At 61.9% G+C, this 26,366-nt stretch carries 33 protein-coding genes and 1 pseudogene; 3 read left to right on the top strand and 31 right to left on the bottom strand.

Annotated elements, in window-relative coordinates; all coding sequences use genetic code 11:
- Positions 1-3: 3 nt before the first annotated feature.
- Positions 4-837: a class D beta-lactamase gene (gene blaOXA / locus YH63_RS15600; protein WP_046829476.1), complete on the bottom strand. Its 834-nt coding sequence runs from the start codon at positions 835-837 to the stop codon at positions 4-6.
- Positions 838-953: 116 nt separating this feature from the next.
- Between blaOXA and YH63_RS15595 the strand changes: the two genes are divergently transcribed.
- Positions 954-1,325 (top strand): nuclear transport factor 2 family protein, encoded by a 372-nt coding sequence (locus YH63_RS15595; protein ID WP_046826807.1) that lies wholly within the window; start codon positions 954-956, stop codon positions 1,323-1,325.
- Here YH63_RS15595 and YH63_RS15590 read toward each other — a convergent pair.
- From YH63_RS15590 to YH63_RS15550, 9 genes are all read right to left on the bottom strand, one after another.
- Positions 1,322-1,588, bottom strand: coding sequence for an EscU/YscU/HrcU family type III secretion system export apparatus switch protein (locus YH63_RS15590; protein WP_046826808.1), 267 nt, complete (start codon positions 1,586-1,588; stop codon positions 1,322-1,324). The two genes, YH63_RS15595 and YH63_RS15590, sit on opposite strands and share 4 nt — an antisense overlap.
- Complete coding sequence (locus tag YH63_RS15585; protein ID WP_046826809.1) at positions 1,585-3,183, bottom strand: flagellar hook-length control protein FliK; 1,599 nt, start codon at positions 3,181-3,183, stop codon at positions 1,585-1,587. Before YH63_RS15585 ends, YH63_RS15590 begins: the two co-directional genes overlap by 4 nt.
- Positions 3,184-3,443: 260 nt before the next feature.
- A complete protein-coding gene (locus YH63_RS15580; RefSeq protein WP_046826810.1) occupies positions 3,444-4,217 on the bottom strand; it encodes an ATP12 family chaperone protein in 774 nt (257 codons plus the stop codon).
- An 85-nt stretch (positions 4,218-4,302) separates the two neighbouring features.
- Entirely contained in the window at positions 4,303-4,644 is a 342-nt protein-coding gene (locus YH63_RS15575; RefSeq protein ID WP_170978746.1) for a hypothetical protein, read from the bottom strand.
- A gap of 220 nt (positions 4,645-4,864) precedes the next feature.
- A complete protein-coding gene (locus tag YH63_RS15570; RefSeq protein ID WP_046826811.1) occupies positions 4,865-6,097 on the bottom strand; it encodes an RluA family pseudouridine synthase in 1,233 nt (410 codons plus the stop codon).
- A complete protein-coding gene (locus YH63_RS15565; protein ID WP_046826812.1) occupies positions 6,094-6,927 on the bottom strand; it encodes an arylamine N-acetyltransferase family protein in 834 nt (277 codons plus the stop codon). The genes YH63_RS15570 and YH63_RS15565 overlap by 4 nt, the downstream gene beginning before the upstream one ends.
- Positions 6,924-8,255, bottom strand: a complete 1,332-nt coding sequence (locus YH63_RS15560; protein ID WP_046826813.1) for a replication-associated recombination protein A — start codon at positions 8,253-8,255, stop codon at positions 6,924-6,926. The genes YH63_RS15565 and YH63_RS15560 overlap by 4 nt, the downstream gene beginning before the upstream one ends.
- A gap of 151 nt (positions 8,256-8,406) precedes the next feature.
- Positions 8,407-9,798, bottom strand: a complete 1,392-nt coding sequence (locus YH63_RS15555; RefSeq protein WP_046826814.1) for a DegQ family serine endoprotease — start codon at positions 9,796-9,798, stop codon at positions 8,407-8,409.
- Between the two features lie 63 nt (positions 9,799-9,861).
- Positions 9,862-10,266, bottom strand: a complete 405-nt coding sequence (locus YH63_RS15550; protein ID WP_046826815.1) for a winged helix-turn-helix transcriptional regulator — start codon at positions 10,264-10,266, stop codon at positions 9,862-9,864.
- Positions 10,267-10,387: 121 nt separating this feature from the next.
- Here YH63_RS15550 and YH63_RS15545 point away from each other — a divergent pair, with 121 nt between their 5' ends.
- Positions 10,388-11,404 (top strand): zinc-binding alcohol dehydrogenase family protein, encoded by a 1,017-nt coding sequence (locus YH63_RS15545; RefSeq protein ID WP_046826816.1) that lies wholly within the window; start codon positions 10,388-10,390, stop codon positions 11,402-11,404.
- 366 nt (positions 11,405-11,770) lie between these two features.
- On the opposite strand, the gene YH63_RS15540 is transcribed toward YH63_RS15545, so the two are convergent.
- A complete protein-coding gene (locus tag YH63_RS15540; protein WP_046826817.1) occupies positions 11,771-13,240 on the bottom strand; it encodes a porin in 1,470 nt (489 codons plus the stop codon).
- A 406-nt stretch (positions 13,241-13,646) separates the two neighbouring features.
- Between YH63_RS15540 and YH63_RS15535 the strand changes: the two genes are divergently transcribed.
- Complete coding sequence (locus YH63_RS15535) at positions 13,647-14,117, top strand: MarR family transcriptional regulator (RefSeq protein ID WP_046829478.1); 471 nt, start codon at positions 13,647-13,649, stop codon at positions 14,115-14,117.
- A gap of 3 nt (positions 14,118-14,120) precedes the next feature.
- On the opposite strand, the gene YH63_RS15530 is transcribed toward YH63_RS15535, so the two are convergent.
- The 20 genes and pseudogenes from YH63_RS15530 to rpsQ form a co-directional block, all read right to left on the bottom strand.
- Positions 14,121-15,278 carry an alpha/beta hydrolase family protein gene (locus tag YH63_RS15530; protein ID WP_246658065.1) on the bottom strand — a complete coding sequence of 386 codons (1,158 nt, stop codon included), beginning with the start codon at positions 15,276-15,278 and terminating at the stop codon, positions 14,121-14,123.
- 261 nt (positions 15,279-15,539) lie between these two features.
- Positions 15,540-15,704: pseudogene (locus YH63_RS15525) on the bottom strand (oxidoreductase); the annotation flags it as partial.
- Between the two features lie 240 nt (positions 15,705-15,944).
- Complete coding sequence (locus YH63_RS15520; RefSeq protein ID WP_137325213.1) at positions 15,945-16,571, bottom strand: ankyrin repeat domain-containing protein; 627 nt, start codon at positions 16,569-16,571, stop codon at positions 15,945-15,947.
- Between the two features lie 80 nt (positions 16,572-16,651).
- Positions 16,652-17,068 (bottom strand): 50S ribosomal protein L17, encoded by a 417-nt coding sequence (rplQ, locus tag YH63_RS15515; RefSeq protein WP_046826821.1) that lies wholly within the window; start codon positions 17,066-17,068, stop codon positions 16,652-16,654.
- A gap of 169 nt (positions 17,069-17,237) precedes the next feature.
- On the bottom strand, positions 17,238-18,269 hold the full coding sequence (locus tag YH63_RS15510; RefSeq protein WP_046829479.1) for a DNA-directed RNA polymerase subunit alpha: 1,032 nt from the start codon (positions 18,267-18,269) through the stop codon (positions 17,238-17,240).
- A gap of 104 nt (positions 18,270-18,373) precedes the next feature.
- On the bottom strand, positions 18,374-18,763 hold the full coding sequence (gene rpsK / locus YH63_RS15505) for a 30S ribosomal protein S11 (RefSeq protein ID WP_002715392.1): 390 nt from the start codon (positions 18,761-18,763) through the stop codon (positions 18,374-18,376).
- Between the two features lie 97 nt (positions 18,764-18,860).
- Positions 18,861-19,229, bottom strand: a complete 369-nt coding sequence (rpsM, locus tag YH63_RS15500; RefSeq protein WP_046826822.1) for a 30S ribosomal protein S13 — start codon at positions 19,227-19,229, stop codon at positions 18,861-18,863.
- A gap of 159 nt (positions 19,230-19,388) precedes the next feature.
- On the bottom strand, positions 19,389-20,300 hold the full coding sequence (locus YH63_RS15495; protein ID WP_046826823.1) for an adenylate kinase: 912 nt from the start codon (positions 20,298-20,300) through the stop codon (positions 19,389-19,391).
- The gene (gene secY, locus YH63_RS15490) at positions 20,297-21,628 is read right to left on the bottom strand and encodes a preprotein translocase subunit SecY (RefSeq protein ID WP_046826824.1); all 1,332 of its coding nucleotides are present in this window, start codon (positions 21,626-21,628) and stop codon (positions 20,297-20,299) included. Before secY ends, YH63_RS15495 begins: the two co-directional genes overlap by 4 nt.
- Before the next feature lie 122 nt (positions 21,629-21,750).
- Positions 21,751-22,269 carry a 50S ribosomal protein L15 gene (gene rplO / locus YH63_RS15485; protein WP_046826825.1) on the bottom strand — a complete coding sequence of 173 codons (519 nt, stop codon included), beginning with the start codon at positions 22,267-22,269 and terminating at the stop codon, positions 21,751-21,753.
- 11 nt (positions 22,270-22,280) lie between these two features.
- Positions 22,281-22,478, bottom strand: coding sequence for a 50S ribosomal protein L30 (gene rpmD, locus YH63_RS15480; RefSeq protein ID WP_046826826.1), 198 nt, complete (start codon positions 22,476-22,478; stop codon positions 22,281-22,283).
- A 27-nt stretch (positions 22,479-22,505) separates the two neighbouring features.
- Positions 22,506-23,084 (bottom strand): 30S ribosomal protein S5, encoded by a 579-nt coding sequence (gene rpsE / locus YH63_RS15475; RefSeq protein WP_006021054.1) that lies wholly within the window; start codon positions 23,082-23,084, stop codon positions 22,506-22,508.
- 73 nt (positions 23,085-23,157) lie between these two features.
- Entirely contained in the window at positions 23,158-23,520 is a 363-nt protein-coding gene (rplR, locus tag YH63_RS15470) for a 50S ribosomal protein L18 (protein WP_046826827.1), read from the bottom strand.
- Between the two features lie 11 nt (positions 23,521-23,531).
- Positions 23,532-24,065 carry a 50S ribosomal protein L6 gene (rplF, locus tag YH63_RS15465; protein WP_019196593.1) on the bottom strand — a complete coding sequence of 178 codons (534 nt, stop codon included), beginning with the start codon at positions 24,063-24,065 and terminating at the stop codon, positions 23,532-23,534.
- 13 nt (positions 24,066-24,078) lie between these two features.
- Positions 24,079-24,477 carry a 30S ribosomal protein S8 gene (rpsH, locus tag YH63_RS15460; protein ID WP_019196592.1) on the bottom strand — a complete coding sequence of 133 codons (399 nt, stop codon included), beginning with the start codon at positions 24,475-24,477 and terminating at the stop codon, positions 24,079-24,081.
- 12 nt (positions 24,478-24,489) lie between these two features.
- Complete coding sequence (gene rpsN, locus YH63_RS15455) at positions 24,490-24,795, bottom strand: 30S ribosomal protein S14 (protein WP_046826828.1); 306 nt, start codon at positions 24,793-24,795, stop codon at positions 24,490-24,492.
- A gap of 52 nt (positions 24,796-24,847) precedes the next feature.
- The gene (gene rplE, locus YH63_RS15450) at positions 24,848-25,405 is read right to left on the bottom strand and encodes a 50S ribosomal protein L5 (RefSeq protein ID WP_046826829.1); all 558 of its coding nucleotides are present in this window, start codon (positions 25,403-25,405) and stop codon (positions 24,848-24,850) included.
- Positions 25,398-25,712, bottom strand: a complete 315-nt coding sequence (gene rplX, locus YH63_RS15445) for a 50S ribosomal protein L24 (protein ID WP_046826830.1) — start codon at positions 25,710-25,712, stop codon at positions 25,398-25,400. Before rplX ends, rplE begins: the two co-directional genes overlap by 8 nt.
- Positions 25,712-26,080, bottom strand: a complete 369-nt coding sequence (gene rplN / locus YH63_RS15440; RefSeq protein WP_002712291.1) for a 50S ribosomal protein L14 — start codon at positions 26,078-26,080, stop codon at positions 25,712-25,714. Before rplN ends, rplX begins: the two co-directional genes overlap by 1 nt.
- 38 nt (positions 26,081-26,118) lie before the next feature.
- On the bottom strand, positions 26,119-26,364 hold the full coding sequence (gene rpsQ / locus YH63_RS15435; protein WP_019196588.1) for a 30S ribosomal protein S17: 246 nt from the start codon (positions 26,362-26,364) through the stop codon (positions 26,119-26,121).
- Positions 26,365-26,366 lie beyond the last annotated feature (2 nt).

Here is a 26,366-nt window from a genome sequence, read left to right as displayed (position 1 = left end):
GTGTCAGATGGCTCCCATGTCGGAGAGGCATTGCTGCGCAATCTTCATCCGGCTGGCGGAATGTTTCGGCTCACGCACATCGAGATTGAGCGCAAATACCGTCTGCGCACTGCCCCTCTCAACCCAGCCGACCAGCCAGCCTACCGCAACACCTATGCCATCGGTCATGCTTCTGTCGGTGACGCCGGTAAGCCCGGTTTTGGCGCGGATGACGCTGTCGCCCACTTTGGTCACCGGCAAAATGTCCGTCGTCAAATCCTGCGCGCGCTTCGACACAGGCAGCGCACGCCGCCGCAACCTGTCGACGAATGCGATCTGCTCCAGCGGCGAGATGCGCAGGTCGCCCGTCAGCCAGAAACGATCGATGCCGCCGCCAATATTGCGATTGCCGTACTCAAACATGTCGACATACTTCTGCATCCGTTCCTTGCCGATCCGCCGCGCGATGTCCTGATAGACCGGCACTGCGGAGGCCGCGATGGCGGTGCGCAGGGTATGATCCTTGTTCCAGTCGGGGATGCTGCGCTTGATGCCGTCCCACTTGAAAATATCCTTGTCCGGATCGGAGACGACGCCGGTTTCCAGCGCGATGATCGAGTTCGGAATTTTGAAGGTGGACGCCGGGAGAACCGGGTCGCGCGCGCGGGAATGGTCGCTGGCGATCACCTGCTGATCGTCGGTCCGGAACGCCGCGAAGGCGCCCACGGCGCCCTCGTCTGTGAAATACTTTTGCAGATTCTTGCGGACCTCATATCGAGGCACGACATCCGCGAACGCGCGCACCGGGATGACAGCGGCGGCGGCAACGAGTGAAAGCGCATGGCGACGGTGAATCACGGAAGGCACCTGTAAACATTGGACCGCAGTCAAATTGACGCGCTTCATGTTCAAATCATGACGTTGCTCCAGGCCTGCATGACCCGATAGACTTGACGCAATCGAAAGGGCAACGCATGGACACCGGCAGCATCGCAACCGTCGTGAGGCAATATCTGGCGGCATGGAACGAGACCGATGCAGCGGCCCGCCGGAAGCTGCTGGCGCAGTGCTGGGCCGACGGCGGCGTCTATGTCGACCCCCGAGCCGACCTCAGCGGACGCGATGAGTTGAACACTCACATCGCGAAGATTCAGGCCGGGCGGCCCGGCGCGCGGCTCGAATTCATGAGCGGCATCGATATCCACCACAACGTGGTGCGTTTCCTGTGGCGGCTGGTGCAGGCCGACGGTACCGCCGGCGACACGTCGATCGATTTCGGCGAGATCGGACCCGACGGACGGCTGGTGAAAATCATCGGCTTCTTCGGACCGGCGCCGGAGCTTTAACGCAGCCGTCCCGTCAGCCGCATGACGAAGATCAGGACTTCGGCCACGCCCTTGTAAAGCTCGGCCGGAATCTCCTCGCCAAGCTCGACATTGGAGAGCGCGCCCGCCAGCACTTCATTCTCCTCAATGGGAATGTCGTTCTCGTTGGCAATCTCGATGATCTTCTCGCCAATCGTGCCTTTGCCCTTGGCGACAACGCGCGGCGCACCCTTCTTGTCATAGTGCAGCGCGACCGCGACTCGGTTTTTGGTGTCGATGTTCACAGCGCGCGATCCAGAAAATGGCCGGCGGGCGGCGACGCGGCCTTTGGCGGCGCGCCCTCGCCGATCACGATGTCGCCAGGCTCGAGTGCTGCTTCGCGCAGAGCATGCGACAATTGCGGCGCGTTGATCCGCAACTGCGCCGCCGTCGCGGAACGCTCGGCCCACATCCGCACCGATGTTCGCCCATGGCTCAGCGACACCAGCGCATGCACCGGCCCGCTCGGCTCGACATTCAGAGAAAATCGCGCACGCCAGACGCGGCTTGCCGCTTCAGCCTCGCTGCCCGCACCATCGCGCGAAATCTCGAATTGCGCCACAGCGGTGCCCTGCGGCGTGACAAACGGAATCTCGAAATTCCAGCGCGGCGCGGTCGGGTCGATCCGTGCACCGGGCACGTCAACCGGCAATGACGCCGCCTGCAGCAGCGTCTGCCGCGCAAGTGCTGCGTCGGTGTCCTCGATCAGGCGATGCGCCATGGTTGCCGGCGCATCGTCCGGTGCGAGCGATGGAAGTGCAACGGACTGCGCGCTCGTGTCCGAGCCGCGAAACGGCGGCGGCGGCACATTGGTGCGCGTGATCGCCTCGCCATCGGTCACGTGCGCAGCGCCCGCGCGCGCTTCCGCATCGAGCATGTCTGCAACCGCGTCCTGCACGCCCTTCGGAAATCCCTGCAACACCTCCTGAAGCGCGGTCAATCCCGCGCTTGCCGCCGCGACGCGGTTCGCCGCCGTCGGCAACGGCTCGTTCGGCGCGTAGATGCGAATTTTTCCGTCGCGTTCGGCGGCGTCCTCCGCGACGCGCACCGGCGCCTGCGGCAAGAGAATGTCGCCGCCGTCCGGTGCCAACGGTGGCGCGGCGGATAGCGGCACATTCGATGGCTGCGGCGAAGCGCTCGCCGCAGGCGCGTTGCCGAGCCATGAGGCGACGGTCTGGCGAAACACGATCAGCGCGGCCTTGAGATCCGGACCGTTGCCCGTCTGCGACGACGCGAGACTTTGCTCCATGAACAGACCGGAATTGCGGAACGCCGTTTTCAGCGTGTCGCCGGTCAAATTCTCACTGAGCGGCGTGCGCTGCGCCAGCAATTGCGCGGCCGCCTGCTGCAGGGTCTGCGGCAATGTCTGCGAGGACGCCACCACACCGAGATTTGCGAACAGCGGCGACAGGCTGCCCTGACGCGCGGCAGCGGTCTGCACCGCGGCCGAGACGGCAAGCGCTTCGAGATTGGTCAGCACGCGGCCTGCGGCGGCGGTTTGCACCGGTACATCGGCCTTCGGCACGCTGACGGTATCAGCCTTCGCGGCACCCGTGGATGCGGCAGATGCGGACGACGGCGCATCGCCCTCGCCCGGCACGATCTGGAGCCGCACGCCCTGCGGCGTCTGCGACACCGCCAGTTGCAACATCTGGCCGGGCTGCAACGGCACTTCGGACAGCACCTGGATGGTCAGGTTCGCAATCGCGATGCGGACCAGATTGGCATCGAGCTGCTTCAGCACGGTCGCGTCGATCACGGTGCCCGGCTGCAAGGCAACGCCTGCCGCCACGCTCTGCGCTGCGACAACCGGAAAGACGGGATTGATGGCGATCGACATGCTGGGGGCCTTGTTCGGCCGCCAAGCTAGCCCAGCGTCGTAAACGTCTTGTTAACCGAATGGCACACTGGGCCAAGTACAAATTAAGGATGTCGTCCCGGCCAACGGGCCCGGCTTCGCCGGCCCGATGACAGGCTCCGGCCGGGACCCATAACCACCGGCTTCCCAATGAGGCACGATGGTTGATCGACTCTTTTTAACAAGCACGACAGGGGTGATGGATCCCGGCGTTCGCCGGGATGACGGGTTAGAGATCCCCGTTATGAGAACGCCTTCAGCACCCTCGCGGCGGCCTCGAAATCCCTCAGCCGCGTGGCGCGCCGGGCCTCGACCTCATCGTCCGCGCCCCATTTCTCGCTATTCCAGTCCTCGTCCACATGCGCTGCCGCCCAGACCTGCGCGCCGTCCAGCACACCGTGCTTGAGCGCCAGCGCCAGCATCGCTGAGCCGGTGATGGTGGTGACCACATGAAAGGCCCCGACCGGCCATGCATCCGTTGGTAAAGCGCCGCGCGCGGCGGCAACGGCGGTTTCCGGCTGGCGCACATGGATCACGCCTTCGGTCAGGATGAAATGTGCGCCGAGCGATTCAGCAGCCCATCGCAACACCGGGTCCCAGTGCTCGGCCTGCCGCGCGATCAGGGCTTCGGGAAAACCCGCGCGATAGAACAACAGATCCGTCTCGAAATACTTCGCGGCATCGTCGGCGACGGCCTGAACATCCTTCGCGACGCCATCGATCACGCTGTTGGCCAGCCGCGTCAGCGGCATCGCCATCGGATCGATATTTTCCTTCTGAGCCTCCCACTCCGCCGCCATCGCCTCGGCGAGATCGCGCGTCGGCGCAGCCAACGGATTTCGACCAGGGGTGCGAACCGGCTTGCCGTCGAGCGTCACCGCGAAACCGTCCGGCCCTTCGGCAACGCCCGCGCTGGTATAGAAGCGCTTACGCAGCGGCGTGCGCGACGACTTGCGCGAAGCCTCGCGCGGATCGAGCGGCGACTTGCCGGCAACTTCATCGAACAGTTCGCGCATACGCTCGCTAGCCTTTTAATTTTCTGGGCATGACCTTGTCCGAAAACCGGTCTTCACCCAAGGGCATGCTTTTCGGGGTCATGCCCTACTGATTAGCACACTGGCGTGAATACGCCGCTCGTTGGTTGGGGTTAAGCCCCCATGCCGCGCCGTCGTCAAGACAGCGCGCGACACGTTCGCCGAACGACGGACGGCGCTCGCGCTTCAGAACCCGCTTCGGCGGCGTGTCCTGCGTCACAAGGCCCGGTGTGGTATTCTGCAACGCGAACGGCGGCGGCGAATTCATCTGCGGCACCACCGGCACTTCGATCCTTGGCGGCGGCGGTGCCGGCGGCGCGACCGGAAACGGAATCACCGGCTGATTGTTCACGCCACCCGGCGGAAAGAGTTGCGCGTGCGACAAGTCAGCGACCGAAATGATCGCCATCGCCAGACCTAACGTGGCTGCGATAATTGTGCTCGCCTTCATCGCGTTTCCAATCGTATCCGACCTTTCGTTCGTCATGCCCGGATTTATTCCGGGCATCCACGTCTTCCTTGACCAATCTTCAAGACGTGGATGGCTGGGACAAGCCCGGCCATGACGCGCTCAAGTCCGATATATCATGCACCAATGTAGCGACGGCAAGAGGATCACCCTTGAGTGATCATTCCTCCGGCGCGTTCTCGATTGGATCGAAGCGATCTGCCTCGAGGCCGAGCAGGTTCCACGACTGGAGCATGTGCGGCGGCAGCGGCGCGGTGACGTCGATAAATCCGCCGCGCGGATGCGGTATCACAATCCGCCGCGCCAGCAGATGCAGCCGCTTCTGCATGCCGCCGGGCAGTTCCCAGTTTTCCTTGTTGAAGTATTTCGGATCGCCCACAATGGCGTGATCGATATGCGCCATGTGTGCGCGCAACTGATGGGTACGCCCGGTCACCGGCTTTAGCGATACCCAGCACAACTTCTGCGCGGAGGCTTCCACCACGGCATAATAAGTGACGGCATGCGCCGCGCCCTCGTCGCCATGCGCCGCGACGCGCATGATCGAATCCTCCTCACTCTCGTCTTTCGCGAGGTAGGTCGAGATGCGGCCCTGCTTCGGCTTCGGCACACCGGCCACCAGCGCCCAGTAGATCTTGCGCGCGGAGCGATGACGGAACGAACCTGTGAGGGCTGTCGCGGCAAACCGCGTCTTGGCGATCAGGAGACAGCCGGAGGTTTCGCGGTCGAGACGATGGACCAGACGCGGCTTCTGGCCCTTGGCGTCGCGCATCGCTTCCAGCATCAGGTCGACATGCTTGGTCATGCCGGAACCGCCCTGCACCGCGAGACCGGCGGGCTTGTTCAGCACCATGACGTCGGCATCCTCGAACAGGATCATCTTGCGCAATTCGTCGAGCGTCTTGGTCGCGGCCTCGGACAGTTCGCCGCCGACCTTCGGCGCGTCGAGCTTCAGCGGCGGAATGCGAACGCTCTGGCCTTCCTCTAGCCGGTCCTTACTGTCGGCGCGCTTGCCGTTGATGCGCAGCTCGCCTTTGCGGACGATGCGCTGGATATGGGAGAACGACAGGCCGGGAAAGCGATGCTCGAGAAAACGGTCCACGCGCATGTTGTTCTCGTCGGCGGTGACGACGACGGTCTGCACCTTCGTTGGCAACGGCGGCGGCGCGGGCTTCTCTTCTCTCACGGGTTCGGGACGAGGCTCGCGCATCGGCGCAGCCGGACGGCGCGGTGAGAATCCGGCGGCAGGACGCTTGTCCGTTCCGCGATCACCGAACGATGGCTTGCCCGAACCGCGTTTGTCGGATGACCGTTTGTCGGTGGAGCGCTTCGCTCCACGCTTGTCGCCGCGCTCCGATTTCTTGGCGAGGGGTTTTTTGACGCGGCGGCTCATGATCGGCCCTCGGTTTGAAACAGCCCTTCAAGGGCATGATCGATTTTTGTATCTGCTGGCAGCTTGATGCCGAACATCGTTGTCAGCGTCGAACGCAACTCACCGGCATTGGACAACATCTTCTTTTCGACAGCGCCATCGGGATGACGGATCGACAGCTGGGTGTTGTTGAGAATCTGGCGGCGGTCGGCGGTCGGACGCGCGACGACGAGATTTCTGACAAACTCCGAGGCGGGATAGGTCGAGACCTGCCAGTTGGCCGCTTCGAAATCAACCGGATGATAGTCCACGCTGTCGAAGCTGTAGACCGGCCGCCAATGCTCGCCGAGTTTCACTTCGAGATGAAGCGAGTCGCCGATTGGGACCACACGGTAGGTCTGGTGCGGCGTCGCCTGCTCTTCGGGCGTATCGAGCCGAAGCGGCGCTGTCGGCGTCATCGCCCCGAACGCGACATCGCTCAGATACCATGTCCCTTCGACGGCCACGTTCAGCGTCATGTGACCACGCTGCGGCATGGCTTCCGGCGGCTGCATCCAGCGGACCCGCGCCATTCTCAGACGCGCGTCGAATCCCAGCGCCTTGAGCACAAGACGCAGATATTGGTTCTGTTCGTGGCAGTAGCCGCCGCGTCCATCGTGAATGATCTTGTTCTCGATTGTGCGGGGATCGATCACCACCGGCAAACCGGCGAACGAATTCAGGTTTTCAAACGTGATCGCTTTCTGATGCAGCAAGATAATGCGTTTCAAAACGTCAAGCGTCGGCGTGCGCGGTCCATCGAAACCGATGCGCGCAAAATAGGCGTCGAGATCGACCTTAAACTCGGTCAAGCGTTGCGTTCCCTTCTCAGCTTCGCCCAGTAGTCGAGCCGCTTGCGAATCTCGCGCTCGAAGCCGCGGTCCGGCGGATCGTAGAAGGTCTGGCGTCCGAGCGCTTCCGGAAAGTAGTCCTGCCCCGAAAACGCTTCCGGCGTGTCGTGATCGTATTCGTAGCCGCCGCCATAGCCTTCGGACTTCATCAGCTTGGTCGGCGAATTGAGAATGTGCTTCGGCGGCAGCAGCGAACCGCCCTCCTTCGCCGTGCGCATCGCGGCCTTGTACGCAACGTATCCAGCGTTCGATTTCGGAGCGGTGGCGATATAGATCACCGCCTGCGCAATCGCGAGTTCGCCCTCGGGGCTGCCGAGGAAATCATAGGCATCCTTGGCGGCGTTGCAGATCACCAGCGCCTGCGGATCGGCAAGGCCGATGTCCTCCACCGCCATCCGCACCACACGCCGCGCCAGAAAGAGCGGATCTTCACCGGCATCCAGCATGCGCGCGAGATAGTAGAGCGCCGCGTCCGGATCGGAGCCGCGCACGGATTTATGCAGCGCCGAGATCAGGTTGTAGTGGCCATCGGCGGACTTGTCGTAGATCGGCGCACGGCGCTGCAGGATTTCCTGTAACTGCGCGGCGTTGAAGACCTCATCAGCGCGCGCGGCACGCCAGACTTCTTCCGCCAGCGTCAGCGCGGCGCGTCCGTCGCCATCGGCCATTCGCACCAGCACGGCGCGGGCTTCGGCGTCGAGCGGCAATTTCCTGCCCTCGACCTCTTCCGCACGCGCGTAGAGCTTCTCGACCGCCTCCGTATCGAGCGACTGAAACACCAGCACCCGCGCCCGCGACAGAAGCGCCGCGTTGAGCTCGAACGACGGGTTCTCGGTGGTAGCCCCGACCAGCACCACCGTGCCGTCTTCCATCACCGGCAGAAACGAATCCTGCTGCGCGCGGTTGAAGCGATGCACCTCGTCCACGAACAGCAGCGTGCCCTTGCCCATTTCCCGGCGGGCGCGTGCGGCATCGAACACCTTCTTCAGATCGGCGACGCCGGAGAACACCGCGGAAATCTGCTCGAACTCAAGCTCGGTCGCATCCGCCAGCAGCCGCGCCACCGTGGTCTTGCCGGTGCCGGGCGGCCCCCAGAACACCAGCGAGCCGAGCGTACGCGTTTCCAGCATGCGCGTCAGCGCGCCATCGGGGCCGAGGATGTGATCCTGCCCGACAACATCGGCAAGCGTCCGCGGTCGCAGCTTGTCAGGCAACGGACGCGGTGCGTCCTGCTCCATGCCGGCTGCGGCGAAGAGATTCGCGGAGGGCTGTGGTCGCTTCGGGTTCATGACGCCTTTTTGCTCCCTCTCCCCGTTTACGGGGAGAGGGTTGGGGTGAGGGGCAATTCGAAAAGAAAAAAGAGCCCCTCACCCGGCGCTACGCGCCGACCTCTCCCCGCAAGCGGGGCGAGGTAAGAAAGAGGAGCGTCGGAAACTATCTTCATCCCCCCAGCACGACCGACAATTGCTGGCCGCCACGAATCACCGTGATGCGCCAGAGGCGCGAGCCTTCGGTTGCGAGCTTGTCCAGATCAGCGGTGCGACCAATTTTCTGACCGTTGACGGCTACGATCACGTCGCCTTTCTTGAACCCGACGTTCGCCGCCAGCGCATTGTCGGGCAAGTCGGTCACGACGATGCCCTCGATGCTTGAATCGAGCTTCAATTCGTCGGCCAGCGCCGGCGAGATGTTGGCGACCTTCGCCCCCTGGAACGGCGAGCGCGCCTTGATGACGATCTCGTCGCGGCCGGTGTCCGGCGCGGTTTCCAGCGCGATCGCAAGCTTGAGCGGCTTGCCGCCGCGCAGCACCTCGACTTGCGCTGTGCCGCCGAGCGGACGCGTCGCGAAGCGATAGTCGAACGCGTTCGGATCGTCGATCACCTGACCGTCGATGGATACGATCAGATCCGAGAGTTTCAGGCCCGCCTTCGCCGACGGACTTCCCGTGGTGACATTGGCCACCAGCGCGCCGCTCGGCCGCTTCAGCCCGAGCGTCTCGGCGATCTCTGGCGTCACCGCCTGCAGCCGCGCGCCGAGCCATGGGCGCTTTACGGCGCTGCCACCGCCCTTGGCGGAGGCGACGACCACGCGCACCATGTTGGCTGGAATCGCAAAGCCGATGCCTTGCGAGCCGCCGGAGCGCGAGAAGATCGCGGTATTCACGCCGACCAGCTTGCCGTTCATATCCACCAGCGCGCCGCCCGAGTTGCCGGGATTGATCGCCGCATCGGTCTGGATGAAGAACTGATAATCGGTGATGCCGACCTGCGTGCGCGCCAGCGCAGAGATGATGCCGTGAGTGACGGTCTGTCCAACACCGAACGGATTGCCGATGGCGATCACCACGTCACCGACCAGCGCGTCGTCGGAATTCGCGAAATCGAGGGTCGTGAATTTCTCCTTCACGTCCTTCAGGCGCAGGATCGCCAGATCGGTGCGGCTGTCCTTCAGCACGATCTCGGCCTCGAACTCACGCTTGTCGGAGAGCGAGACCTTCACCTGATCCGCGCCTTCGATGACGTGATTGTTGGTGACCACGAGACCTGATGCATCGACCATCACACCGGAACCGAGCGAACGCAGCATCTGCTCCGGCTGCTTGCCCGGTACGCCGAAGAAGCGGCGAAACATCGGATCGTCCAGCATCGGATTGCGCGGCGCCGCCTTGGCGGCATAGACGTTCACCACCGCCGGCTGCACGCGCTGAACGATCGGCGCATACGACAAGCGAAGCTGCGTCGGAGACTGCGGAACAAGACGATCCTGCGCGGCGGCAGGTGCGGCGAGAAGCGAGGAAACGAAGAGCGCAATGAGCGCGCGGACGACGATCATGAAAACAATCCTGAACCTGATGCCAAAGATAAAATCGCGCCAATTTGGCGAAAGAAGTCTCGATTACGCGGGTTGCGGCTGCCTCGACGGACGCGTCGCGGCTGATTGCGCGTTGCCTTTCTTGCCTGCCGATGCGGCGTCAATCCGGGCGCGATTCTCATCACCCCACTGCTTGAGCGCATCGATCACCGGCCGCAGCCGTTGTCCCGTCTCGGACAGCTCATAATCCACCCGCGGCGGAACCTCGGCATACACCTTGCGGATGATCAGGTCATCCTCCTCAAGGGCGCGAAGCTGCTTTGTCAGCATCCGTTGGGTCACGTTCGGGAGCCGCTTGCGCAGTTCGCCGAAGCGCAGCCGCCCCTCCTGCAGGTGATAGAGGATGACCCCCTTCCACTTGCCGTCGATGAGATCGAGCGTGACCTCCACCGAACAGCCCGGCGCACAGCCGAAATCCTGTCGTTTCATAAGGGATTTTCCATTGGTATCCGAACGGTGACTATATCCCCGAAATGACAGTACTTGCAAATATGCAGCAATCGAGACACCTAGGTCTGCCGACCACCAGGTCCCAGATGGAGCAAGACCAATGAAAGCCGTGGGTTACAGGAAATCGCTGCCGATCGATGCGCCGGATGCGCTGATCGATTTCGAAACCGACAAGCCGGAGCCGCGCGGGCGCGACATCCGCGTCGCGGTGAAGGCGATTTCCGCCAATCCCGTCGACTACAAGGTCCGCAAGCGCGCGGAACCCAAGGCAGGCGACACCAAGATTCTGGGTTTCGACGCCGCGGGCGTGGTCGATGCCGTCGGGCCCGACGTGTCGCTGTTCAAGCCGGGCGATGAAGTCTGGTACGCCGGCTCGATCCAGCGCCAGGGCACCAACTCGGAATTTCATCTCGTGGACGAACGGATCGTCGGCCACAAGCCGAAGACACTGCCCTTCGCGCAATCCGCCGCCCTGCCCCTGACATCGATCACCGCGTGGGAGTTGCTGTTCGATCGGCTCGGCGTTGCACCGGGCAAAAGCGTCGATCCGCGCACGTTGCTGATCATCGGCGGCGCCGGCGGCGTCGGCTCGATCCTGATCCAGCTCGCGCGGCGGCTCACCGGCCTCACCGTGGTCGCCACGGCGTCGCGTCCCGAATCCCGCAAATGGTGTCTCGACCTTGGTGCGCATCACGTCATCGACCACTCCAAATCGATGAAAGATCAGATCGAAGCGCTCAAGGTGCCGCCGGTCGCATTGATCGCGGCGCTGACCAACACCGAGCAGCACTTCGCGGCACTCGCCGACATCGTCGCCCCTCAGGGCAAGATCGGGCTGATCGACGACCCGGCAACGCCGCCGAACGTGATGCTGCTGAAGGGCAAGGCCGTATCGCTGCATTGGGAATCGATGTTCACGCGCTCATCGTTCCAGACCGACGACATGATCGCGCAACACAAGCTGCTCGACGATGTCGCCAGCCTGATCGACAACGGCGTGCTGCGCACCACGCTCGACAAGGTGCTCGGCAAAATCAATGCGGCCAACCTCAGGCAGGCGCACACATTGCTGGAAGGCGGACGCTCCACCGGCAAGCTGGTGCTTGAAGGCTGGTAAAGCCGTTCTCACGCGCAGGCGCCGCCAAATAAAAACCTCCGGCAGGGCATTGCCGGAGGTAGGGAGATTTTCTGAGAAACTGTGTCGGTATCCGCAATCGGGAACGGCGGTCAGCGCCGCCACGCTATGAGCGGACCATGCCTTAATTACCTTATTTAGTCAAACAATCCCCGCGCATATCTCCCCTCACGTTTGCGTGTGCGGTGCGGGATCTGTTTGTTCGATATCGCCGATCCCCTCGCCCGTTTCTTGTCCGGGCATGATTGTCTCGGAAAGCTGCTTTCTACTTTCGTGGTGAGGCCGAAGAAAAACCCCGGCAGTTGCCTGCCGGGGTTCTTTGTTCAGATGGTGAGCACCGTTAGGTGATTACCAGGTGCGGCGGACGCGGAAGTTGCCGGACAGGATGCCCTGATCCTTGAACTCGTAAGCGCCGGCTGGCTTGAAGAGACCAGCTGCACCCGCTGCCACGGCAGTGGTGCCACCCGTGTTGCTCTGGTCGAGCGTCGTGTACATCACTTCGCCGGAGAACGTCAGGTTGCGGACCGGAGTCCAGGCCGTACGCGAACCGACCTGCCAGATGTTGAAGTCCGGGTTGCAGGTGCTGCCCGCGGCGTAGAACGCAGCCGTGTTGGTGCAGAAGATCGTGGTGGCGTTGCTGTTGTAGTCGACATGCGTGTAGCTGCCGAACACGGTGGTCTGCCAGTTTGGCGACCAGTTATGCTCGTAACCACCGCGGAAGCCCCACACCTTGGTCTTCTCGATCGAGCCGTTGGTGGTGTAGACGCCGTCGAACAACGCAAGCGACGCGAACGACTGGTAGAACGCCGGGCTCGACGTGCCAGAGTTGTTGAACGCGTCGAAGTTGTTGCCCGTGGTGCCGCCGATCACGTACTTCGGAGCGCCGTCCGAGTAAGTGGCTTCCAGCGAAAGCTTGTCGCCGGGACCGGTTGGCAGGCTCTTCAACTGAAGGCCGCCCGCGATCGCGAAGCCCCATTCATCGCTCGGATGGCCGGTTGGCTCGGTGGTGCCGTAGTAGTTGGCGTGGATGTTGTGGAGACCGCCGGAGAGCTGGGCCGTGAAGGCCGCCTGGTCGATGCGGACGTTACCGACGAAATCAGGCGAAACGTTTCCACCGGACGCGTTGGTGTAGGCACCGGTGAAGAAGTTGGTCGCAGTCGAGGCAATAGCGCCGTTGAAGATCGGAGCGCGGTTGATGACGCGATTGTCTTCGATGCCGACCTGAGCCGAAATGCCGTTGCCGAACTGCCAGGTGTAGGCAATCTGGTTGATGCCGGTGGCGTTGTCGTAGCCGCCGATCAGGTTGGAGGTGTTGAGGCCGACAGGCGAACCGCCCCAAGGCGTCTGGAAGGCGGAGATCGCCTTACCGAGGGTGAATCCGGCGAACTGGATGAAGCCGAAGTCCATGGTGAGGACACCGGAAGACGGGCCGTCGCCGGAGGTGTGCTGGAAGTTGCTCGACCAGTAGGTGCGGACCACGCCGTACTCGGTCCCGGTGCGGGTGTCGATGTTCAGGCTGGTACGCGCGCGGGTGACGAAGTAGTCCGACGCGCGGTTCTGCAGGCCGGTGTTGCCGCTGTTGTTCCAGGCCGGCTGATGATGCGCAGTGCCGTTGACCGTCACGTCGAGCTGAACGTAGCCGCCCAGCTTGATGCAGGTGTCGGTGCCGGGAATGTAGTAGAAACCAGCTCCATACAGGGAGCAGATCTTCACGTACTGGACCGCTTTCGCCTTGACGGGAAGATCAGCCGCCTGTGCACCCGAGGCAGCAGCCAACATGGCCGCCGAACCCAGGATAAGGCTCTTAATCTTGCTCATAAAACCTCCAAAATTGTTCAATTGAGGAAAGGTCCGCTTCCCGTGGCGTTAGCCACCCCACAGCCCCTTGATCCCCGCTTACCGCCGGTTGCTTCGCCTTCCGGGCGAGATCACCAGCGAGTCACCCGACGTCTCCGGCTGACGGGGCGACAATGCCTGCAAGCATCAGTTGATTACAATAATTGATTTAATCATGCTTTTATTTGGCCGCGATCATGTGCTTTCCTCGCAACATCATGTCAGTGGGATGACAGATCCGGCGATTGCAATGAGTGAACGGCTGGCATATTTTCCTGCATTCCCTCGACAAGGCAGAAAATAAATGGCTGGCAGACTCCCCGCCAAGAAAATTTCATCTCAACGTCATATTGCGAGCCCGCGCAGCACGGCGCACGACGCGACTCCGATGGGACCAGACGATGCTCTGGTCCGTCAGTTCATCTGGGATGTTATTTCGATCAACACCCATCTCGAGGAAATCCGTTCCAACTGGGCGCGAATGCTGGACATCACCTGTCCGCAATGGCTGATCCTGATGGCGGTCAACGATCTCGATCAGGGCAAGGGAATTTCAGTCAGGGAGGTCTCGACAAAACTTCACGTCGATCCTTCCTTCGTCACGACTCAAACGAAAAGCCTTGAAAAGCACGGCTTCATGCGCCGCGTTGCATCCAAGGAAGATGCCCGCGTCGTGCTGATGTCGCTGACCGACAAGGCGCACAAGCAGATCGCGAATCTCTATTCGCAGCAGGTGGTCGCCGACAATCTCGTGTTCTCGGATTTTTCCACACAGACGTTCCGCGACCTCACCGACAAGCTTTCAACGCTCAAGAGCCGCCTCGCGAAGGCCGCGCAAATGATCGCCGCGGAGAACTGACCGTCAGGCGTCCGCGGGCACAAGCGCCCGTGCCAGACGGGCCGCTATCCAGTCGAAGACAAACTCGTTGCCGATGGTCGGATTATCGGACTGGCCATGCGCCGAGGCCGTCTCGGCGGATGCGAACACCTTCAGCGTCACATCAGCGCCTTCGTCCTTCAGCGCGGCGCACAGAGCGACGGCATGGCGAGTATCCAGCCAGTCATGCTCGCCGAAGGTCATCAGGATCGGACATTTGATGCTGGTGATGCCGCCATGTCGCTTCAGCCTGCGAATTTCGTCGCCGATGGTGTCCTGACCGCCGTCACCGGGCATCCATTGCGACGCCGTCACGCGCTGGTGCATGTCCCAGATTCCGGCATCGCACACAGCCGCGGCAAACCGGTCGTCGAGACCGGCCGCGCGTGAGGCATAGGCCGCGCCCAGCCCGCCGCCGAAAATAGCGATCCGTTGTTCGTCGATATCACCGCGCGCAATCAGATAGTCCACGCAGCAGCTGATCGCCGTCTCGATCTCGTATCGCACCATTCCCTTGATCCTGGGTGCGCTGCCCTGCCCCGGCAGATCAGCCAGCAACAGCGACAGACCGCGCGAATGGGCCTGCCGGAGCAGCGTGTGCAAATGCTCATCCTTGAAGTGATCCGATCCGCCGACGCAGACAACGACGGGCGCCCGTGCGTCCGCTCCGGGCGCGCGCAGGAAATAAGCTTCGACGAAGCCGCCCTCGAAGCATGGAATCCGGACCAGTTCGCCGCCCGACGGCTGATGCGTGACGACAAGATACGAACAGGCCCGCATCAGCGCGAGCACATCGGCGCGGCGACGATCGTCAAGCTTCAGAAAGACTTCCGAGGTCCGGTAATAGTTGGAGGCCCGCAGCCAGTTGCTGAGCGCCGAATGGATATTGCCGGCGGCGCGAGCGTGGTCGCCGCGCACCTTGCTGGTATCGGCAATGGCCTTCCAGGCGCGATACCAGCTCTCGTCGTCACCGGCCGCGATCCGGCTCGCCGTCAGGAAGCATTCCGAGATTGTGCTGCCGCCCTCCTGCGCCGACCCCAGCACGCGCATGAACTGAAGGCTGTAATCCTCATTGTCGGGCCAGTGCATCCAGCCGCCCGGCTCAAAGCGCGGCGGCGAGAGGTGGGCGGGTCTGTCGTTCAAAAGGGCAGTCCACACGATGAAATCAGCCAGTGAATGAGAGCGGCGGCGAGTCCGCTTGATCTAGAAAGAGAGCTGTCGCGAACAAGACGAGCAAGCATGTTGCAATGCAGCCATGAGCATGACCGTATGAATGCGACAGGGGTGTTACATCCGTATGACAGCGCACTCCTTCCCCCGATTTTCGCGTGCGACACGACGCCTCGGCGCTCGTCCGGAGAAAATTCTTTCGGACGACCGGGAAAATCGGAGTGGCTATTCTACTTACGCAATCGTCTGGATGATTCCGCCTTCGGCCCGCAGCGCTGCGCCGTTGGTGACCGCGGCTTCGCGTGAACTGACATAAACCACCATGTTGGCGATCTCATCGACGGTGGCGAAGCGCTGGATCAGCGAGGTGCCGCGATGTTGCCTGACGAACTGGGAGGCCGATGCCCCGGTCGATCCGGTGATGACGGCGGTTGTACCTGAAAGATCAATTTTCATGGAGAGCTCCTTTGCTATGGAGCCCCATATGGCGCCCGAAGCCGCGAATGCCACCGCAGGATCGTGTCCTGCAGTTCATGGCATTTGTGGCCCCACAGGAAACATTCATATCTCGGCAACAAAAAAGGCGGCGCATTAGCGCCGCCTCCTCGCCGTATGAATCCAGATCACCGCATCACGGCGCTACCTGCCGCCTGCCCGCTCCAGGATCGTCGCCATTTCGGTGTAACCGCGGCGGCGAGCGTGAACGAGCGGTGTCACACCGTCGCGATCCGCGATGTTGACGTCGGCACCGGCCTCCACCAGCAACCGCACGATGTCGGTGTGAATCCGGCCACCGTCACTGAGGATCACGGCCTCGATCAGCGCAGTCCAGCCGAGCCGATTGATGTGATCGATCTTGATCCCGGTCCCAAGAAGGATCTTCACCGTCTCCGGATGTCCGTGATGCGCGGCTGGAATCAGCGCCGTACCGCCATAGCGATTGGTGCTGGCGATATCTGCGCCGGCCTGAATCGTCATCTTCAGAATCTCGTTACGGCCTTCCGCGCCGGCATAGAGAAACGGCGTATCGGACATCGAATCCTTGGCGTTGACGTCGGTGCCGGCGGCAATCAGAAGCCGCGCCACCTCGACGTGATTGCCATGAGTAGCAAGCAGCAACGGCGTGCGGCCGTCGCGATCACGCGCCTCGACATTCGCCCCCGATGACAGCAAGGCTGTCACCCGCGCCGCGTCTCCGCGCGCCGAGGCCATCAGAATATCCGAACTGGTATCGGCAACGGACACGGCGATGGTCCCTCCGATCATGACCGCAACGATGCAACCGGCCAAAACAAAACGAGCGGCGCAATGCGCCGCCCGTGAAATTCTTGCAGCTACTTGAGAGATCAAGCTGCTTCCGACGACGTCTCCTGCACCGGGCCCGAATCCTGGCCCTTGGCATCGACGTCGCGGTCGACGAACTCGATCACAGCCATCGGCGCGTTGTCGCCGTAGCGGAAACCAGCCTTGATGATGCGGGTGTAGCCGCCCTGACGATCCTTGTAACGGGGCGCCAGAACGTCGAACAGCTTCTTGACCTGATCGCGGTCGCGCATTTCGCTAATCGCCTGACGGCGCAGCGCGAGGCCGCCCTTCTTGCCGAGCGTGACCAGCTTCTCGACGATCGGACGAAGCTCCTTCGCCTTCGGCAAGGTGGTGACGATCTGCTCGTGCTTGATCAGCGCGGCGCACATGTTGGCGAACATGGCCTTGCGGTGTTCCGCAGTGCGGTTGAGTTTCCGATGAACCTTGCCGTGACGCATAATCTATTCCTCAATGATGACTTGCCGCGACGGTTCGTCGGACATGTTGCTCAGGTGGGCTGCCTGCGTTCGCCCAGGAGAGCGAATGGCGAATAGTGAGTAGCGAATAGTAAAAGGCTCTACCCGCGGCTCGTTTCTTTCTATTCGCTATTCGCTACTCCCTATTCGCTCAATAATGATCCTCGAAGCGCTTGGCCAGCTCGTCGATATTCTCCGGCGGCCAACCGGGCACTTCCATGCCGAGGTGCAGACCCATCTGGGCGAGCACTTCCTTGATTTCGTTCAGCGACTTGCGGCCGAAGTTCGGTGTACGGAGCATTTCCGCTTCCGACTTCTGCACGAGATCGCCGATGTAGACGATGTTGTCGTTCTTCAGGCAGTTTGCCGAACGAACCGACAGTTCGAGCTCGTCGACCTTCTTGAGGAACGCGGGGTTGAACGCGAGATCCGGAATGATCTCGGCGGCAACCTCCTTGCGGGGCTCCTCGAAGTTCACGAACACGTTGAGCTGATCCTGCAGGATGCGCGCCGAGTAAGCGAGCGCGTCGTCCGGCGAGATCGCGCCGTTGGTTTCAATCGTCAGCGTCAGCTTGTCGTAGTCCAGGATCTGGCCTTCGCGGGTGTTCTCGACCTTGTAGGACACCTTGCGAACCGGCGAGAACAGGCTGTCCACCGGAATGAGACCGATCGGCGCGTCCTCTGGACGGTTGCGCTCGGCGGCGACGTAGCCCTTGCCGGAGTTCACGGTGAACTCCATGCGGATTTCAGCGCCCTCGTCGAGGGTGCAGATCTGCAGATCGGGGTTCAGCACGACAACATCGCCGACGGTCTGGATGTCGCCCGCGGTGACGACGCCGGGGCCCGACTTCTTCACGACCATGCGCTTCGGGCCTTCGCCCTGCATCTTGATCGAGATGTCCTTCACGTTGAGCACGATGTCGGTCACGTCCTCGCGCACACCGGCGATCGAGGAGAACTCGTGCAGCACGCCGTCGATGTGAACCGACTGCACGGCAGCGCCCTGCAGCGACGACAGCAGCACGCGGCGAAGCGCGTTGCCGAGCGTCTGGCCGAAGCCACGCTCAAGCGGTTCAGCGATGACGGTTGCGAAACGGGTCGGATCCGAACCAGGCGTTACGTTGAGCTTGTTCGGACGAATGAGTTCTTGCCAATTTTTCTGGATCGTCACTTGTTCACCCATGCCACTCAAATTCTTGGCGTTGGAGGTTTTGCGGCGCGGAGCGATCCGCGTCATCGCATCTCAAAAGCAACGCGGGCACATATTGCCCGCGGCAGTCCAAACAATCAGACGCGCCGGCGCTTGCGCGGACGGCAACCGTTGTGCGGGATCGTGGTCACGTCACGGATCGAGGTGACGGTGAAGCCCGCAGCCTGCAGAGCGCGCAGCGCCGATTCACGGCCCGAACCCGGACCAGCGACTTCGACTTCCAGCGTGCGCATGCCGTGTTCCTGCGCCTTCTTCGACACGTCTTCGGCAGCAACCTGCGCCGCATACGGAGTCGACTTGCGCGATCCCTTGAAGCCCATCGTTCCGGCCGACGACCAGGCAATGGTGTTGCCCTGCGCGTCGGTGATGGTGATGGTGGTGTTGTTGAACGACGAATTCACGTGCGCGATGCCGGATGCGATGTTCTTGCGTTCACGGCGGCGGACGCGGGTAGCTTCTTTAGCCATAGTCATTTCCTTCAAGCGCGTCCGTGGTGCCAGACGCTGGGGAATTTCAGGTGATCACCCGGCCATGACGGCCGGGTCGGTTTGGTAGAAACGAAAATTACTTCTTCTTGCCGGCGATGGCCTTGGCAGGACCCTTGCGCGTGCGCGCGTTGGTGTGGGTCCGCTGACCGCGCACCGGAAGGCCGCGGCGATGACGCAGGCCGCGATAGCAGCCGAGGTCCATCAGGCGCTTGATGTTCATGCCGACTTCGCGGCGGAGGTCGCCCTCGACCAGATAGTCGCGGTCGATCATTTCGCGGATCTGCAAGACTTCCGCGTCGCTCAGCTGCGACACGCGGCGATCGAGCGGGATCTTGACCTGCTCCATGATCTCGGCAGCGTTCTTCTGGCCGATGCCATGAATGTACTGAAGCGCGATCAGGACGCGCTTGTTGGTCGGAATGTTGACGCCTGCAATACGGGCCACGGTCTTCGCTCCTGTCGCCGTCCGTCACGGACTGGCTTGTCTTGTTGGTCTCTGTGTCGGGCGGGTGTCCACAAACGCGAACACGACGCCCTCCCCATTTTCTTTCGGGGCCCGGCATCGTCTGAAACTATCCGACTGGATGCGGGCTTATTAATGTATTCAGCGGCGTTTCGTCAACCGTTTGACCGCTTTAGCGCGCTTTTTAGTGGCCTTTTTGGCCACTTTTCGGGTCTTCGCGGCCTTGGTTCCGGAGGTCCGGCTTTTGGCCTTCGCAGCGGTCTTTTTACCGCCCTTAACAGTCTTACTGGCCGGTTTCGCGGCCTTTTTGGTCTTCTTGACCTTCTTGGCGGGTGCCTTGGCAGCCTTCCTGGCGGCCTTCTTAGCCGCGTTCTTGGCCTCCTTTGCCGGAGTCTTGCCAGCAGCCTTGCCCGGCTTGGCGGTCTTCCGGGCGGTTTTCTTCGCGGCCTTGGCCGCCGAATCAGCCGCTTCCAGCGCGGACAGAACCCGGTTGATGGCCACCGTCACCTGCTCGATGGTCATCATGCCGTCGACGGTGATGAGCTTGCGCTTCTCCGAATAGTAGTGAACCAGCGGCTCGGTCTGGGCGCGGTAGTTGGCCAGGCGCTTCGACAGCACCTCCGGCGTATCGTCGATGCGAACTTCTTCGCCGCGCTCGCGCATCTGCGCGACACGGGTTTCGACACGCTCGAGCAGCGCACTCTCGTTCACACGCAGTTCGACCACGGCGTCGAGCTTGAGGTGCTTCCTCTTGAGCAGATCGTCCAGCGCCTGCGCCTGCGGCACGGTGCGCGGAAAACCGTCGAGGATAAAACCCTTCTTCGCGTCCGGTTCTTCGATGCGATCGGCGATGATTCCGACCACGACTTCATCCGGCACCAGCGCGCCGCTGGCCATAATGTCCTTCGCCTTGAGGCCGACGGGCGTTCCGGCTGCAACCGCGGCACGCAACATCTCTCCGGTGGAGAGCTGAACGATACCGTGCTTGTGAATCAGTCGTTGCGCCTGCGTTCCCTTGCCCGCCCCCGGCGGCCCGAGAAGAATCAACCTCATTTACGACGGCCCCTCAATTTCGATTTACGAATCAGCCCTTCATACTGGTGCGCCAGCAAATAGCCCTGCACCTGGGCGACCGTATCCATCGTCACGCTGACGACGATCAGCAGCGACGTGCCTCCGAGATAGAAAGGCACCGACGCGTAAGAGATCAGGATTTCAGGCACCAGACAGACGATCGCGAGATAAATCGCACCGACCACGGTGATACGCGACAGCACGTAGTCGATGTACTCGGCGGTGCGCTCGCCCGGACGGATGCCCGGAATGAAGCCGCCATGCTTCTTGAGGTTGTCTGCGGTCTCGGTCGGGTTGAACACGATCGCGGTGTAGAAGAACGCGAAGAACACGATCATCCCGAGATACAGGAAGAGAAACAGCGGACGGCCGTGGCTGAGCTGCGTCGTCAGCCACTGGAACCACTCCGGTCCCTTGCCTGCGTTGAACTGGGCGATGGTGGTCGGCAGCAGCAGCAGCGACGACGCGAAGATCGGCGGAATCACGCCCGCGGTGTTGAGCTTGAGCGGCAGATGCGAGGACTGGCCCTCGAACATCTTGTTGCCGACCTGGCGCTTCGGATACTGGATCAGCAGGCGGCGCTGCGCGCGCTCGACAAACACGATCAGTGCGATGACCGCAACGGCCATCAGGATGATCGCGAGAATCAGGACCGTCGACAGCGCGCCCTGGCGGCCGAGTTCGAGCGTGCCGGCGATTGCCGACGGCAGCTCGGCGACGATGCCGGCCATGATGATCAGCGAAATGCCGTTGCCGATGCCGCGCGAGGTGATCTGCTCGCCGAGCCACATCAGGAACATGGTGCCGCCGACCAGCGTGATCGTGGTCGACAGACGGAAGAACATGCCGGGATCGGAAACGACGTTACCCGCGCCCTCAAGGCCGACAGCGATGCCGTAGGCCTGGAACGTCGCAAGCACGACGGTCAGATAGCGCGTGTACTGATTGATGACCTTGCGGCCCGACTCGCCCTCTTTCTTGAGAGCTTCGAGCTGCGGCGACACTGTCGTCAGCAACTGGAGAATGATCGATGCCGAAATGTACGGCATAATGTTCAACGCGAAGATCGCCATGCGGTTGATACCGCCGCCGGCGAACATATTGAACATACCGAGAATACCGCCGGCCTGCGACTTGAAGATCTGGCTCCAGATGTTCGGATCGATGCCCGGCAGCGGCACATAGGTGCCCAGCCGATAAACAAGCAGCGCACCCAGTGTAAACCAGATGCGCTTCTTGAGCTCGTCAGCCTTCGCGAATGCCGAGAAGTTGAGGTTTGCTGCCAGTTGTTCTGCTGCAGAGGCCATTTTTGATCCCGGTTCTTTCAACTCGTCATGGCCGGGCTTGTCCCGGCCATCCACGCCTTCCTTTGGGCCATCAAAGAAGTAAAGACGTGGATGCCCGGCACAAGGCCGGGCATGACCGAATTTTACGAGGCCTTCCTGTTCGGCTTCTTGGCAGCAGCCTTCTGCGCGGCTGCGTCCTTCGCCGGTGCCAAGATCTTCACCGTTCCGCCGGCCTTCTCGACTGCCTCGATCGCGGACTTGGTCGCGCCGTGCACTTCGATGTTCAGCTTGGCCTTGAGTTCGCCGCGGCCCAGCAGACGCACGCCGTCCTTCGAACGGCGCAGCAGACCGGACTTCACCAGCGTCTCCGCGTTAACGGTCGCCTTGGCGTCCAGCTTCTTGGCATCGATGGCTTCCTGAAGACGGTCGAGATTGACCTCCGTCAGGTCGAGCCGGAAGATGTTGTTGAAGCCGCGCTTCGGCAGACGGCGATGCAGCGGCATCTGGCCGCCTTCAAAGCCCTTGATGCGGACGCCCGAACGCGCGGTCTGGCCCTTGCCGCCGCGACCTGCCTGCTTGCCCTTGCCGGAGCCAATGCCACGGCCAACGCGCATGCGCTTCTTGCGCGAGCCGCTGTTGTCGGCGATCTCATTGAGCTTCATCGCTTGCTTCCTTACTTCTCGTCGACGACGCGGACGAGGTGCTTGACCTTGTCGATCATGCCACGAATGGCAGGCGAATCCTGCAACTCGGAGACACGGCCGATCTTGTTGAGACGCAGACCGATCAGCGTCGCACGCTGCGCAGCCTGACGGCGGATCGGGCTACCGGTCTGCTCGACCTTGATGGTTTTCGTTGCGGCCTTGGCCATTGTCTAAACTCCAAAACGGCGCGTGAATTATTCCGCGACAGCTTCCGCGTCGCCGCCGACGCGGCGGGACTGCAACGTGGAAACCTTGATGTTACGGCGGTTCGCAACCGAACGCGGCGAATCCTGATGCTTCAGCGCGTCGAACGTCGCGCGAACCATGTTGTAGGGGTTCGACGAACCGATCGACTTCGCCACCACGTCCTGAATGCCGAGCGTCTCGAACACAGCGCGCATCGGGCCACCCGCGATGATGCCGGTACCGGCAGGCGCGGCGCGCAGATAGACGCGGCCGGCGCCATGACGGCCAGCGATGTCGTGATGCAGCGTGCGGCCTTCGCGCAGAGCAACGCGCGTCAGGTTGCGCTTGGCCGACTCGGTCGCCTTGCGGATCGCTTCAGGCACTTCGCGCGCCTTGCCGTGACCGAACCCGACCCGGCCCTTCTGATCGCCGATGACGACCAGAGCTGCGAAACCGAAGCGCTTGCCGCCCTTGACGACCTTCGCAACACGATTGATGTGGACGAGCTTGTCGACAAACTCGCTGTCGCGCTCTTCCCGATCCCGACCGCCCCGCTCGCGTCCGCCGCGTTCGCGTTCACCTGCCATGGTGTTTTCCAATCCTTGTGAGGCTCGCGCCTCTGACCTTGTGTCCGTTCAAACCAAATTCAAAAGGCTGAGCTTAGAAACTCAAGCCGCTTTCCCGCGCGGCGTCGCCGAGCGCCTTGACGCGGCCGTGGTACAGATAACCACCACGGTCGAAAACCACTTCCTTGACGCCGTTCTTCACAGCGCGTTCCGCCAGCAGCTTGCCGACAGCCTTCGCCGCATCGATGTCGGCGCCGGTCTTTCCGGCATCGCGCATCGTCTTTTCCAGCGACGAGGCCGAAGCCAGCGTTTCGCCCTTCAGATCGTCAATGACCTGAGCGTAGATGTGCTTCGACGAGCGGAACACCGACAGGCGCGGACGCCCGTTCGCAGTCCGGCGCAGCGCGAGACGTACGCGCTGCTTGCGCCGGGCATTCGTGACCTTGAGTTTCGACATGACCGGCTCCGTTACTTCTTCTTGCCTTCCTTGCGGAAGATAAATTCGTTGGCGTACTTCACGCCCTTGCCCTTGTAGGGCTCCGGCGGACGATAGCTGCGGATCTCGGCGGCAACCTGGCCGACGCGCTGGCTGTCGTTGCCGACGATGGTGATTTCGGTCGGCTTCGGCACGGTGATCGTGATCCCTTCCGGGATCGGGTAGATCACGTCGTGGCTGTAACCGAGCGCGAGCTGAAGGTTCTTGCCCTGCAGCGCGGCGCGGTAACCGACGCCGGTAATTTCCAGCTTCTTCTCGAAGCCCTTGGTGACGCCTTCGACCAGATTCGCGATCTGGGCGCGAGCGGTCCCGTACAGCGAACGCGCGCGCTTGGTCTCGAAGCGCGGCGCAACGGTGATCGCGCCGTCCTTCATTTCGACCGACACGTCGTCGTGCACGACAAACTGAAGTGCGCCTTTCGGCCCCTTCATCTTGACCGTCTGGCCTTCGAGATTCGCGGTGACGCCCGAGACAATCGGAACGGGTCGTTTGCCTACGCGTGACATAATCGTTCCTTCCTTAGAACACCGTGAAGAGAACTTCGCCGCCCACATTCGCGTCACGCGCGTCGTGGTCAGCCATAATTCCCTTTGGCGTCGACAGCACAGAAATGCCGAGACCGTTCTTCACGCGCGGCAGGTTCTTCACCGAAGCGTACACGCGACGCCCTGGCTTCGAGACCCGCTCGATTTCGCGGATAACTGGCTCGCCATCGAAATACTTCAGCTCGATCTCAAGCTCGTTGTGGCCGCCGGCATGCTCGACCGCTGCGTAACCGCGGATATAACCCTCGGCTTTCAGCACTTCGAGAACGTTGGCGCGCATCTTCGAGCCCGGTGTCGAAACCTTGGACTTGGAGCGCATCTGCGCGTTGCGGATGCGGGTGATCAGATCGCTGATGGGATCGTGCGTTGACATGTCCGACCCTCCTTACCAGCTGGACTTCACGAGGCCCGGGATCAGGCCCTTCGAGCCATAATCACGGAGCGCGATGCGGCTCATCTTGTTCTTGCGATAGACCGCGCGCGACCGGCCGCTGATTTCGCAGCGGTTGCGGATGCGGGTCGCCGACGAATTGCGCGGCATCTCGGCGAGCTTGATCGTCGCCGCGAAACGCTCTTCCATCGGCTTCTTCTTGTCGGCGATGATCGCCTTCAAGCGCGAGCGCTTGGCCGCAGCGTTCTTCGTCATCTTCTGACGCCGGTTATTCTTCTCGACTGAACTTTTCTTCGCCATACGAGTAGTCTCCATACCTTTCCGCGTTTGAGACGCTGACTAGTTCAGTGTCTCACTGCCGGAACGGAAAATTGAATGCGGTCAGCAACGCACGCGCCTCGTCATCGGTGGCAGCGGTGGTGCAGATCGTAATGTCCATGCCCCAGGTCTCGCCCGACTTGTCGTAGTCGATTTCCGGGAACACCAGATGCTCCTTGAGGCCGAGGGAGTAATTGCCCCTGCCGTCGAAGCTCTTCGGATTGAGGCCACGGAAGTCGCGAACGCGAGGCAGCGCGATGTTCACAAGACGATCGACGAAATCGTACATCTTGGACTTGCGCAGCGTCACCTTGGCGCCGATGGCCTGGCCTTCACGCAGCTTGAAGGTCGCGATTGCCATGCGCGAATGCGTGACGATCGGCTTCTGACCGGCGATCAGCGCGAGATCGGCGGCAGCCAGTTCGACCTTCTTGCGGTCGTTGACGGCTTCGCCGATGCCCATGTTGAGCACGACCTTATCGAGAACCGGCACCTGCAGGGCGTTCGTGTAACCGAACTGCTCAACCAGCTTGCCGCGAATCTCTTTGTCGAATTGCGTCCGGAGACGCGGAACGTATGCGGTCTCAGCCATCGATCTCTGCTCCCGAGCGCTTGGCGACGCGCACCTTGGTGCCATCTTTCTGAATCTTGAAGCCGACGCGGGTCGGCTTGCCGTCCTTGCCGACGATCGCGATGTTCGACAGGTGGATCGGCGACTCCTTGGTGATGATGCCGCCCTCCTGCGCCTGCGTCTGCTTCTGGTGACGCTTCACCAGGTTGACGCCACGCACCAGCGCCTTGCTCTCGGTGGGACGCACCTCGAACACTTCGCCAGTCCGGCCCTTGTCGCGGCCATTCAGCACGATAACCTTGTCACCCTTGCGGATCTTGGCAGCCATTACAGCACCTCCGGCGCAAGCGAGATGATCTTCATGTGGTTCTTGGCGCGAAGCTCGCGCGGCACCGGCCCGAAGATACGGGTGCCGACCGGTTCGGACTGGTTGTTGATCAACACAGCCGCGTTGCGGTCGAAACGGATAACGGAACCATCGGCGCGGCGAATATCCTTCGCAACGCGAACGACGACGGCTTTCATCACGTCGCCCTTCTTCACCTTCCCGCGAGGGATGGCTTCCTTGATGGAAACGACAATGATGTCACCCACAGTCGCGTACCGGCGCTTGGAACCTCCAAGAACCTTGATGCACATGACACGGCGCGCGCCGGAATTATCGGCCACGTCGAGGTTGGTCTGCATCTGAATCATTGATGCACCTCGTCCTCTTTCTGATGCGCTTGTTGCGCTTAAGCTGTTTTTGTTTCGGCCTGGACTACCGTCCAGCGCTTCAACTTCGAGAGTGGTTTGCTTTCCTCAATTCGAACCACGTCGCCTGCCTTGAACTGATTGTTCTCGTCGTGCGCGTGATAGTTCTTCGAACGTCGGATCGTCTTCTTGTAGATCGGGTGGGTGAAGCGGCGGTCGACGCGCACGACAATGGTCTTGTCCTGCTTGTCGCTGACGACGACGCCCTGGAGAGTACGCTTCGGCATCT

The organism is Afipia massiliensis (genome assembly GCF_001006325.2).
GTDB classification, from domain to species: domain Bacteria; phylum Pseudomonadota; class Alphaproteobacteria; order Rhizobiales; family Xanthobacteraceae; genus Afipia; species Afipia massiliensis_A.
The sequence above is the reverse complement of the archived record's forward strand: the minus strand, read 5'-3'. Positions and strand labels throughout refer to the sequence as shown.